General features: G+C 66.2%; 9 protein-coding genes. 5 read left to right on the top strand and 4 right to left on the bottom strand.

All coding sequences use genetic code 11. From position 1 onward, the window contains the following. Positions 1 to 201: 201 nt before the first annotated feature. The 3 genes from rho to ACL9RL_RS08795 all read left to right on the top strand — a co-directional run bounded on the left by rho (position 202) and on the right by ACL9RL_RS08795 (position 4,681). Positions 202 to 2,559, top strand: a complete 2,358-nt coding sequence (gene rho, locus ACL9RL_RS08805; protein ID WP_422779866.1) for a transcription termination factor Rho — start codon at positions 202 to 204, stop codon at positions 2,557 to 2,559. A gap of 129 nt (positions 2,560 to 2,688) precedes the next feature. Continuing rightward, the gene (gene prfA, locus ACL9RL_RS08800; protein WP_422779865.1) at positions 2,689 to 3,768 is read left to right on the top strand and encodes a peptide chain release factor 1; all 1,080 of its coding nucleotides are present in this window, start codon (positions 2,689 to 2,691) and stop codon (positions 3,766 to 3,768) included. 16 nt (positions 3,769 to 3,784) lie between these two features. Then, complete coding sequence (locus ACL9RL_RS08795; RefSeq protein ID WP_422779864.1) at positions 3,785 to 4,681, top strand: EamA family transporter; 897 nt, start codon at positions 3,785 to 3,787, stop codon at positions 4,679 to 4,681. A 195-nt stretch (positions 4,682 to 4,876) separates the two neighbouring features. Here the strand turns inward: ACL9RL_RS08795 and ACL9RL_RS08790 are convergent, their stop codons facing one another. Together ACL9RL_RS08790 and ACL9RL_RS08785 are read right to left on the bottom strand one after the other, a co-directional pair. After that, positions 4,877 to 5,437 (bottom strand): hypothetical protein, encoded by a 561-nt coding sequence (locus ACL9RL_RS08790; RefSeq protein WP_422779863.1) that lies wholly within the window; start codon positions 5,435 to 5,437, stop codon positions 4,877 to 4,879. A 179-nt stretch (positions 5,438 to 5,616) separates the two neighbouring features. Continuing rightward, positions 5,617 to 7,212, bottom strand: coding sequence for an ABC-F family ATP-binding cassette domain-containing protein (locus ACL9RL_RS08785; protein WP_422779862.1), 1,596 nt, complete (start codon positions 7,210 to 7,212; stop codon positions 5,617 to 5,619). A 925-nt stretch (positions 7,213 to 8,137) separates the two neighbouring features. Between ACL9RL_RS08785 and ACL9RL_RS08780 the strand changes: the two genes are divergently transcribed. Further along, positions 8,138 to 8,671, top strand: coding sequence for a hypothetical protein (locus ACL9RL_RS08780; RefSeq protein ID WP_422779861.1), 534 nt, complete (start codon positions 8,138 to 8,140; stop codon positions 8,669 to 8,671). Positions 8,672 to 8,778: 107 nt separating this feature from the next. On the opposite strand, the gene epsC is transcribed toward ACL9RL_RS08780, so the two are convergent. Together epsC and cysK are read right to left on the bottom strand one after the other, a co-directional pair. Next, entirely contained in the window at positions 8,779 to 9,345 is a 567-nt protein-coding gene (gene epsC / locus ACL9RL_RS08775) for a serine O-acetyltransferase EpsC (RefSeq protein ID WP_422779860.1), read from the bottom strand. A 10-nt stretch (positions 9,346 to 9,355) separates the two neighbouring features. Continuing rightward, on the bottom strand, positions 9,356 to 10,294 hold the full coding sequence (cysK, locus tag ACL9RL_RS08770) for a cysteine synthase A (protein WP_422779859.1): 939 nt from the start codon (positions 10,292 to 10,294) through the stop codon (positions 9,356 to 9,358). A gap of 251 nt (positions 10,295 to 10,545) precedes the next feature. Here cysK and prmC point away from each other — a divergent pair, with 251 nt between their 5' ends. Beyond that, the gene (gene prmC / locus ACL9RL_RS08765) at positions 10,546 to 11,448 is read left to right on the top strand and encodes a peptide chain release factor N(5)-glutamine methyltransferase (RefSeq protein WP_422779858.1); all 903 of its coding nucleotides are present in this window, start codon (positions 10,546 to 10,548) and stop codon (positions 11,446 to 11,448) included. Positions 11,449 to 11,591: the final 143 nt, after the last annotated feature.

Raw genomic sequence — 11,591 nt, 5'->3', positions numbered from 1 at the left:
TCGCACCAGTTGAACGCGTCTGTGTTGTTCCACACCCGAGTGATTCCTGTGCTGAGACATCGTTCTCTGCTCAGACAACTCGACGGGACACCCGCACAGGCTCTGCGTCGTGTGAACATCGTCCACTCGACGCACAACTCCGGGGCTGAGGCCGCCCGTTCGAACACAACTCTGTGTCGTTCCGGGGGAAGGAAAATCTGAGTGACTGACGTCAACGTCAACACAATCCACGCGGCCGCTGGTGCCGAGCTGACCTCGCTGAAGGTCGCCGATCTGCAGAAGCTTGCGGGTCAACTGGGCATCCAGGGCGCGTCGAAACTTCGTAAGGGGGAACTCGTGGAGGCAATCTCCGAGATCCAGGCCGGGGCAGGCACTGCCGCGGCACCGACGATCCAGCCCTCGCTGCTGGACGCCGAACTGGACGTGAACCAGGCTGGGGAGCCTGAAGCCGCGGTCGCAGCCGAGCCGGAAGCGGCTGTCGCCGTTGCCGAGCCGGTTGTTGCCGAGCCCGTTGCAGCTGAGCCCGTTGCAGCTGAGCCTGCTGCCGAGCCCGTCGCGGCTCCGGCGCGCAAGCGCGGCTCGCGTCGTGCAACGTCCGCCACGGTGGTCGAGGCAGCAGCGGCCGCACCGGCCGAGGCGCCTGCCGCTGAGGCACCCGTTGCCGCCGCTGCGACTCCGGTCGCCGAGGTGCCGGCAGCTGACGCTCAGGGCGACGCAGCCCAGGCCGATGCGGCCGAGGCTGATTCGGCACAGGCTGATGCGGCTCAGGGCGATTCCGCCCAGGGTGAGCAGCAGGAGCGCACCGAGCGCCCAGAGAAGCGCTCGCGCAACAGCCGCCGCGGTCGTGGCAAGAACACCGACACCGAGACCCAGCAGGACGGCGACGCCGCCCAGGGTCAGGGTGCACAGGGCCAGCAGGCCGCACAGAACCAGCAGGCAGACGCCGCTGCAGCGGACGACGCCCAGCAGGGCGACGCCGAGCAGGGCGATGCCGATGCTCAGGCGCAGGCCGACGGCCAGAACGGCCAGCAGCAGGGTGGACGCGGCCGTGGCCGTGGTCGCAACCGCGGCGGCCAGAACGGTCAGCAGAATGGCCAGCAGGGCGGCCAGAACGGCCAGAACCAGGGCGGCCAGCAGAACGCCGGCAACCAGGCCGACGCCGCGGGCAACCAGGGCGAGCAGAAGCAGGACCGTCAGGACCAGCAGAAGCAGAACAACCAGGGCAACCAGCAGAACGGCAACCAGCAGGGTGGCCGCAACGGCAACCAGCAGGGCGGCAACGCTGCAGACCTCGACGGCGAAGGCCGCGGCGGTCGCAGCCGGTACCGTGACCGCAAGCGTCGCGGGAACGCCCAGGGCGATGACATCGAGCCCGAGATCGCAGAGGACGACGTCCTCATCCCGGTCGCCGGCATCCTCGACGTCCTCGACAACTACGCGTTCGTCCGCACCTCCGGCTACCTGCCGGGCACGAACGACGTCTACGTCTCGCTCGGCCAGGTCAAGAAGTACAACCTCCGCAAGGGTGACGCCGTCGTCGGCGCCATCCGTCAGCCGCGCGAGAACGACAACAACAGCCGCCAGAAGTACAACGCGATCGTCAAGGTCGACTCCGTCAACGGCCTGTCCGTCGACGAAGCCGCCGGTCGTGTCGAGTTCGGCAAGCTGACGCCGCTGTACCCGCAGGAGCGCCTCCGCCTCGAGACGGAGCCCACCAAGCTCACGCAGCGCATCATCGACCTCATCGCTCCCATCGGCAAGGGTCAGCGCGGCCTCATCGTCGCGCCGCCAAAGGCCGGCAAGACGATCGTGCTGCAGCAGATCGCCAACGCGATCTCGATCAACAACCCTGAGGTCCACCTCATGGTCGTCCTGGTCGACGAGCGTCCAGAGGAAGTCACCGACATGCAGCGCACGGTGAAGGGTGAGGTCATCGCCTCCACCTTCGACCGTCCTGCAGAGGACCACACCACGGTGGCGGAGCTCGCCATCGAGCGCGCGAAGCGCCTCGTCGAGCTCGGGCACGACGTGGTCGTCCTCCTCGACTCGATCACGCGTCTCGGCCGTGCGTACAACCTGGCCGCCCCGGCGTCCGGTCGTATCCTCTCCGGTGGTGTCGACGCCTCGGCGCTGTACCCGCCGAAGCGTTTCTTCGGTGCTGCGCGCAACATCGAGAACGGTGGATCGCTCACGATCCTCGCCACGGCGCTCGTCGAGACCGGGTCCAAGATGGACGAGGTCATCTTCGAGGAGTTCAAGGGCACCGGCAACTCGGAGCTGCGCCTCTCGCGTCAGCTCGCCGACAAGCGCATCTTCCCGGCCGTCGACGTCAACGCGTCGTCCACCCGCCGTGAAGAGATGCTGCTCGGTGCCGACGAGGTCAAGGTCACCTGGAAGCTGCGTCGCGCCCTCGCCGGTCTCGACCAGCAGCAGGCGCTCGAAGTGGTGCTCGGCAAGCTCAAGGAGACGGCGTCCAACGTCGAGTTCCTCGTGCAGATGCAGAAGTCGATGCCGGCTCCCACCTCGCACAGCCACGGACACGAGAACAACCACCGCTAGCTGTTCCGACCGACCCCACCGCCCGCTCCGCATCCCGGAGCGAGCCGGTGGGGTCGGTCGTTTTTGTGCGGTTGCCGAGGCGCAGTCGCAGGATGTGCACATGCGGGATGATGGTCATGGAGGATGGAAATGTTCGAATCAGTTGAGACGCTCATCGTCGAGCACAAGGATCTGCAGGATCAGCTCGCCGACCCGGCGGTGCACGCCGATCCGGCACGTTCCAAGAAGATCAACCGCCGATACGCGGAGCTGTCGAAGATCATCGCGGCGTACAACGCCTGGAACGCGACGATCGAGGACCTCGAGGCCGCCAAGGAGCTGGCCAAGGAGGACGAGGCGTTCGCGGACGAGGTGCCGGCGCTCGAAGAGCTGCTCGTGACCAATCAGGAGAAGGTCCGTCGTCTCCTCATCCCGCGTGACCCGGACGACGGGCGCGACGTCATCATGGAGATCAAGGGTGGCGAGGGCGGCGCGGAGAGTGCGCTGTTCGCAGCGGACCTCCTGCGCATGTACCTCCACTACGCGGAATCCAAGGGCTGGAAGACGGAACTCCTCGAACGCACCGAGAGCGACCTCGGCGGGTACAAGGACGTCCAGGTCGCCATCAAGTCGAACGCCACGGACCCATCGCAGGGCGTGTGGGCGCACCTCAAGTACGAGGGTGGCGTGCACCGCGTGCAGCGTGTTCCGGCCACTGAGTCCCAGGGGCGCATCCACACCTCCACGACCGGTGTCCTGGTCTTCCCCGAGGTCGACGAGCCCGAAGAGGTCGAGATCAGCCAGAACGACCTGAAGATCGACGTCTACCGCTCCAGCGGCCCCGGCGGGCAGTCCGTCAACACGACCGACTCCGCCGTCCGCATCACCCACCTGCCGACGGGCATCGTGGTGTCGATGCAGAACGAGAAGAGCCAGCTGCAGAACCGCGAGGCCGGCATGCGCGTGCTGCGCGCCCGCATCCTCGCGCGTCAGCAGGAGGAGCAGGCGCTCATCGACAGTGCGGCGCGCAAGACGCAGATCCGGACGATGGACCGTTCCGAGCGCATCCGGACCTACAACTTCCCGGAGAACCGCATCGCGGATCACCGCACCGGGTACAAGGCCTACAACCTCGACGCCGTGATGAACGGTGCGCTGGAGCCCATCATCGAGTCGGCGATCCAGGCCGACGAGGAAGCGCGTCTGGCCGACATCGGCGACCAGAGTTGAGCCGGCAGAACCTGCTGTGACCGCGCGGGGGAGTGCGCGCGGCCGGACGACGGCCGGTGCCGTCACCCAGCTCGGCACCGAGGTCAGCATCAACCTCGGATCAGCTCTCGCCGGTCTGGCGATCCCGCTCGTCGGCGCGCCCGTTGTGGTGGCTGTGCGGCAGATCGTGATGGTCGCGGTCGTCGCGCCGTTCTCCAGGCCCAGGTTCCGGGACCTCTCGTGGAGGAAGCACTGGCCGGCGATCCTCCTCGGGCTCGACCTGGCGGTCATGAACCTCGCGTTCTACCAGTCCGTGCACCTGCTCGGCCTGGGCATCGCTGCGACGATCGAGTTCCTCGGGCCGCTCGCGATCGCGTTGCTCGCATCGAGGCGGCTGCTCGATGTGATCTGCGCGATCATCGCTGGCGCCGGGGTGGTCATGCTGACCGGGTTCGACGGGACGATCAACGTGTGGGGCGTGGTCCTCGCGCTCACGGCTGCTGCGGCGTGGGCCGGGTACATCCTGCTCACCAGACGGGTCGCGATGACGCTGCCCGGGCTCGAAGGACTCACGGTCGGTGGTGTCGTCAGCCTCGTGATCCTGGTGCCGTTCGCGCTCATCGGGATCGGTTCTGCACGATTCGACTGGGGCACGATCGGTCTGCTCGTCGCGATCGGGGTGCTGTCCTCGGCCCTGCCGTATAGTCTCGACACGTTCATCCTGCGGCGGATCACGCCGCGGCTCTATGCGATCATCACGGCGTTCGGGCCGGTCATCGCTGCGCTCTTCGGATGGATGCTGCTGGGCGAGCAGTTCACGACGGTGGAGATCATCGCGATCCTCGTGGTCTGTGTCGCCGCTGGAACGGCTATCGTGACGCAGCGGGAGCAGCCGCAGTCGCCGCTCGAACGCACCGCAGAGGGTCTCACCTAGAGCGTCCCCTGAGCTTGTCGAAGGGCAGGTCCTCGTTCCCGGTCCCTGAGCTTGTCGAAGGGCCGGGTCATCGCTCCCGGTCCCTGAGCTTGTCGAAGGGCCCAGACCTACGCGCCCGGTCCCTGAGCCTGTCGAAGGGCCCAGACCTACGCGCCCGGTCCCTGAGCCTGTCGAAGGGCCCAGACCTCAACTCACTCAGCTCAGCACAACGCCAGCCACCAGGCTCCCCGTGAGCGCAGCACCCTCGGCATCGCCCGCATCGACAGCCTGTGCCATCGCGAGCAGCTGCACGTGCGCCAACACGGAACCGTCCGCAGCACGGAAGCGTCGGACCGTCGCACGACGGATGGAACGGATCGTCGCCGCCTGCAGCCGTGGATCCGGGCAGGACCGGACGACGGACACGAGCGCCGATCGCAGGGTGCGTCCGAACCGGCGGTCCCGCTTGTCGATCGCCAGCTGGGCGGCGAGTTCGATCTTCGCAGCGAGGGCGGCCCGTTCTGCCGGTCCGAGCTCTGGCACGGACGTGCGGACGGCGCGGCCCACGAGTGCGTCGAGCGGCGCGTCGCGATGGGTGTACGCCTCGGCGGTGCGTCGGTCGAGATCAGCGCTGTGGGTTCGGTAGGTGCTGCGGGCTGCAATGCCGTGCGCGTGAGCCGTCCGGCGGGAGGCGTGGTGGCTGGAACTGCCGGAGCGGGTGTTGCCGTAGAACGTGCTGCCCTGGTTCGCGGGAGTCGGGATCGTCGCGGTGGTCATCGGTCGTCTGCTTTCGTCACGGTGCACCATCGGCACACTCACATGACATCAACATATCAGATAATCACATATTTCACACGCATGTGTTGTTCATCGCCCGTTCTCAGGACGAGGAGACTGTCGGCCGCGAGGTGCAACCGACGTCCACCCCTTCCTGAATACGGAGGTTGGGGCCCGCGCTACGCGGACCGGACGTCGATCGTTGCCGGCTGGGTGGCGTCGGCGTTGAAGACGAGGTGGCGGTTCGAGACTTTGTCGGCGAAGAACCGGTCGTGGCTCACGACCACGATCGCGCCGGGGAAGTGCAGGAGCGCCTGCTCCATCACCTGGGTACTTGCGAGGTCGAGGTGGTTCGTCGGCTCGTCGAGCAGCAGGACCGATGCGCCGGACAGCAGGCACTGGGCCATTGCCACTCGCGCGCGCTGCCCGCCGGACAGGTTGCCGATGCGCTGCTTGAGGTCCGCTTCGGAGAACTGGAACATCGCGAGGAAGCGGCCGACGGACTTCCTGGTCGCCGTGAATGCGAGGCTCCCCGGCATCGCGTTGACGGAGTGCGTGACCGTATCCGCGTCATCGAGTTCGTCGAGCATCCGGTTGTATGAGACGACGTCGACGCCGGCCGTCCAGGCGACATCACCGTGGTCGGCGCGCTCTTCACCGGTCAGGATGCGCAGGAGCGTGGACTTGCCGCTGCCGTTCGCGCCGAGGACGACGATGCGGTCGCGTCGACCGATCTCGAAGCTCAGGCCCGTGAACAGCGTGTGGTCGCCGTACGCCTTGCCGAGGTCGCGGACGCGGCAGAGGGTCTCCTTGACGTGGAGGCCACCGTAGATCTCCGTGATGATCTGATCGACGGGGCGGGGAGCCCTGGCCTTCTTGATCTTCGCGAGCTGGTTGCCGAGGCCCTTGTTCGACGCCTTCGCAGCCGCTCTGCGGTCGGCGATCCCCTCCGCTTCGAACGCGAGGAGTTCAGACTCGTGCACGAACTGCTGCTCGAGAGTCTTCAGCCGGAACTGCTTCTGGATGACGTACTCGCCGAAATCGCCCGGGTACTCGTGCAGGTGGAAGTTCTCCACCTCGACGATGCGGGTGACGACGGCGTCGAGGAACTTCCGGTCGTGCGACACGATGATCGCCGCACCGCGGAACGTCCTGAACCAGGATTCGAGCCATTCGACGCCGGCGACGTCGAGATAGTTCGTCGGTTCGTCGAGCAGGAGGACGTCGGGTGCTTCCAGCAGGATCTTCGCGAGCGCTGCGCGGTTGCGCCAGCCGCCGGACAGTGCGTCGATGGGGGAGGAGCGGCGTGCCTCGTTGAAGCCGAGCGTCGTCAGCGCCGTGTCGATGTGGCGGCGGTAGTCCCAGCCGTCGAGCCGGTCCATGTCCTCGAACAGGGTCGCCTGGCGTTCGATGTGCCTCGTGACGGCATCGGCGTCGTTGGGATCGGCTGCGATGGCCGCGTCGATCGAGGCGAGTTCGGCTTCGATCTCGTGGATGTGGGAGAAGAGACCCTCGAGGACCTCCGTGATCGTGGCGTCGCCGTCGAGTTCGGAGAACTGCGAGAAGTAGCCGATGCGGGTGCCCTGTTCGACGGTGACGGTACCGGTCTCGGGTTCGACCTGTTCGAGTGCGAGCTTCAGCAGGGTCGATTTACCGGAGCCGTTTCGGCCGATGACACCGACGCGGTCTCCGGTCTCGAGGCGGAAGAACGCTTCCCGGAGGACCGGGGTGTCTCCGAAGCGAACGGCGACGTCGTGCAGGCGGATCAGGCTCAAAACTGTGGTCCTCTCAGTTGGCGACCCCGATCGGGTCGGGACGCCGACATCGGATGCAGCCAGTCCACCTCAACCGTATCCGGAGTTCGGGCGCTGATGATCATGTGCGCGGGGGCCCATGACGTCGATCTTCGGTGGCTATAAAACTGTATAGATGGTAGACATACCACATTTAACCTGAGAGGGTGGCATGAAGTCGCGCGAGCGCTCTCGGCGCTGGCGACAGTTGAACGGAGAAAACACCATGAGAACGTTGACTCGATGGAAACTCCTGACCGTTGTGTGCGCAGTGTCCGGGCTCGTCGGGTCGGGGTGAGCAACCGATACTCGTGCGGAGGCGAGCGAAAGTCTCGAAGGCGGCACGACGACCATCGCGCAGCAGGTGGTCGCGGATGCGAGATTCGTGAGTTCGCTCGCCACCGCGACGGCGACAAACTTGGCAACGGGAGGCTCGGTCTCGCCGCTGTCCATACCTCCGCAGGGTGGGTGCAGCTGGGCAAATCTCACTGGTTCTTTCACGTCTCACTATGTCAATGGTGCGCTTGTTGGGGTCGACGGCTTCTACCAGGGCAGCGTCGGCTGCACGGCGACTGGTCCCGATCAATCCATGGCACACATGTCGAATATCGTGCGTGTCTACCGTGACCACGTCGTCGTATCCGATGGCTCGGTTGGCGAATGCAACGAGTCGCTCGTGGCCTGCTTGTTTGCACATTCAGCAGGAGAATACGTGTGCACGCTCTACGCGACGTGCGCCGGAATCTACCAACTGATGCACTATCCGACGATGTTGCTTCCAGACGGATGGGTGTGGTCATCCTGGCCACCCGAATGTGATGCGTGGGGCGGCAACCGGGAGCTTCATTGCACGGGATACTCAGACACAGTCGTCGTCACGCCCACGATTCCGGTGAGGGCGTAGATCATGCAGGTAGCCTGGTCCGCCGAAAGTGTTGAGGTGTTGGAAGAAGCCGAATTGTTCGCGCTGAGCGCGGACCGTCGATACATCGACGTCGCGGATGTCGTCTCGGCGCTGCATTCCCCGCGCCCTGGTCGCGCGGCGGCATTCCTTGTGGAATTGGGGATGCGTTCGATTGTGAGAGAGGCGAGCGACCGCCTTGTTCCCCGATCCGCTGTCCCGCTGCCTCGATCTGACGCGCTCGGCACGCTGATGCACGGCGCGTGGCTCGCGTCGAACGCGGCCGCGCTGCCGCACACGACGACGGTCCATCTGCTGGGATGCGCGATGTCCAGCCCGACCGCGCACGGCCCGACCATCGATGCGATCAGAGCAGTGTGGACTCCGACGCTCTGGGAAGAACTTCGACGCGAGAGTCGTGTGCCCGAGACAACGCTCGCGGCCCTCTCCGAACGCTGGCGATTCGACGTGCGAATTCGTCCGCGTCGCTCACCGAATCGTGTCATCGGTCCTGAGTCTTTTGAGCGAACAGGCGAGTGAGCTTCGTGCACGGCCCATCGTGTCTGCACGCCGAGACGCGTTGCGTGCTCAGCCGGCTCCGGCCCGTGCTCCGGCGCCGCGCGTTCGCCGGGACCGACGCCGGAGTGTCAGATCTGGTACTCGGGGTCGAGGAGCGCGAGACCGTGATCGCCTTCTCCGCGTGGCCTCGCAATTGCAGGCACGCCGACCAGCAGACTCTGCGGCGGTGCGTCCTTCGTGACCACGGCGTTGGCGCCCACGATGCTGCCGGCGCCGATGACGATCGGACCGAGGATCTTCGCCCCGGCTCCGATCGTCACTCCGCGTTCGATCGTGGGGTGACGTTTGCCGGTGCCCCGGCTCTTCCCGCCGAGCGTGACGCCGTGGTACAGCATGACGTCGTCGTCGACCTCCGCGGTCTCGCCGATGACAACGCCCATCCCGTGATCGATGAAGAAGCGTCGACCGATGCGCGCGCCGGGATGGATCTCGATGCCGGTGAGGAAACGGGTGAACTGCGACACGAATCGTGCGGCCGTCTTGAACCCGCGCGACCAGAGCCGATGGTGTACCCGGTACGCCCACACCGCGTGCAGTCCGGAATAGCTGAGGAACACTTCGGCGTTGCCGCGCGCCGCCGGATCGTGTGCTCGCGCCGCTCTGATGTCCTCGCGGATACGCGAGAGAACCCCCATCGGGCGGCTCCTAGTCGCGGAGGTCGTCGTACATCGCCGTGGACAGGTACCGCTCTCCGGAGTCGGGGATGATGACGACGATGTTCTTGCCGGCGAATTCAGGACGCTTCGCGACCTCCAGGGCGGCCCAGGTGGCGGCACCGGCCGACATGCCTCCGAGGATGCCCTCGTCCGTCGCGAGCTTGCGGGCGGTCGCGAGGGCGACATCGGTCTGCACCGGGATGATCTCGCTGAAGATCGAGGTGTCGAGGATGGGGGGAACGAAGTTGGGGCCGATGCCCTGGATCTTGTGACCGCCTGCGCGACCCTCGCTGAGGAGCGGGGAGTCTGCTGGTTCGACCGCGACGATGTGCACGTCGGGGTTCTTCTCACGCAGCCACTGACCGACACCCGTGATGGTTCCGCCCGTTCCGATGCCGGCGACGAACACGTCGACCTTGCCGTCCGTGTCCTCCCAGATCTCCGGAGCGGTGGTCTTCTTGTGGATGGCGGGGTTCGCCTCGTTCTCGAACTGACGCACCCACACGGCGCCCGGCGTCTTCGCGACGATGTCCTGAGCCTCTTCGACCGCGAGCTTCATGCCCTTTGTCGGGTCGGTGAGGACGATCTCCGCACCGTATGCCCGGAGGAGCATACGACGTTCCTTGCTCATGGAGGCCGGCATCGTGAGGATGACCTTGTAGCCGCGCGCCGCTCCGACGAGTGCCAGGGCGATGCCCGTGTTGCCGCTCGTGGACTCCACGATGGTGCCGCCTGGCTGCAGCTGGCCGGACGCCTCCGCCGCGTCGACGAGGGCGACGCCCAGGCGATCCTTGACGCTTGAACCGGGGTTGTAGAACTCCAGTTTGCCGAGCACCGTTGCTCCGAGGCCCTCGGTGAGGCGGTTCAAACGGACGAGCGGGGTGCGGCCGTAGGCCTCGGTGATGTCGGAGAAGATGCTGCCTGCCACGATCCGGCCTCTGCTTTCGTTGAAAAGGGGTGTCGTGAACAGAATATGACCTCATGCGTCGCTCCGCCGCTCTGTGACGTGGACCTGTGGAGGAACCTCGCAGATCGATGGCTGTGGAATGTGGTGCGAGGGGCCGTGAGCCGGTGCGAAATGGTACGCGGCCATGGAGTGATGCCCTGGATGCGGAGCGTTCCCGTCGCAACGCCTGCGGTAGGCTCATGGCGGCCCACTCCGATGCGGCCACTCCTCTTATGCAGACTTCTCCCACCCCATCCCAGCAGCCGGATCCGGCAGCGTTCACGACCGTCGCCGAGGCGCGGTCGTCCATCACCGACCGGCTCGCCCAGGCGGGTGTCCCGTCAGCCGACGTCGACGCCGAGTTACTCATCGGCCACGTCCTCGGTCTCGGTCGGGGAGCGGTGCAGGCTGCCGCGGTCACGGGTCGCATGATCGAACCGGAGCAGTTGGGGCTCCTGGAGGAGATCGTCGCTCGTCGTGCTGCCAGGGAACCCCTGCAGCACATCACGGGGCGTGCCGCGTTCCGGTCGATGGAGCTCGCGGTGGGTCCTGGCGTCTTCGTGCCGCGACCTGAGACGGAATCGGTTGTGCAGTTCGCGATCGATGCGCTGCGTGCCGTTCCGTCGGAACATCCGATCGGTGTCGACCTCGGGACGGGAAGCGGTGCGATCGCCCTCGCAATGGCGACCGAGGTGCCACACGCGCAGATCCATGCGACGGAGAACTCGGTCGAGGCGTTCATCTGGACGAAGCAGAACTTCCGCGAATCCGGCGCAGACAATGCACGGCTTGTGTTCGAGGACCTCGCCAACGCCTTCCACGATCTCGATGGCACCGTCGACGTCGTGATCTCCAATCCGCCGTATGTTCCCGATGATGCGATCCCTCGCGATCCCGAGGTCCGTCTGCACGATCCGGCGGCGGCGCTCTACGGTGGACCGGATGGACTCGACGTCGTGCGCGAGGTGTCCGCGACCGCCGCACGTCTCCTGCATCCAGGGGGGACGCTCATCATCGAGCACGGCGAATTGCAGGGTGCGGCGATCCGCGACATCCTGACCGCGGACGGCTGGCATGCCGCTGCGACCCACCGCGACCTGACCCTGCGGGATCGCACGACGATCGCGTTGCGCTAGCTCCTCCTGTTCGTCCCGCCCCGGTCCCGAGCCTGTCGAAGGGCAGCCCCGCAAGTCGTCGGTTCCCCGGTCCCTGAGCTTGTCGAAGGGTCCACCCCGTGTGCCCGTCACCCGTCGCCTCTGTTCCCCGGTTCCACCCCACA

Origin of the sequence: Plantibacter sp. Mn2098, assembly GCF_049319745.1 — a bacterium.
Classification (GTDB): Bacteria; Actinomycetota; Actinomycetes; order Actinomycetales; family Microbacteriaceae; genus Plantibacter.
Note: the sequence above shows the minus strand (reverse complement) of the source record. Positions and strands in the feature narration are given on the sequence as shown.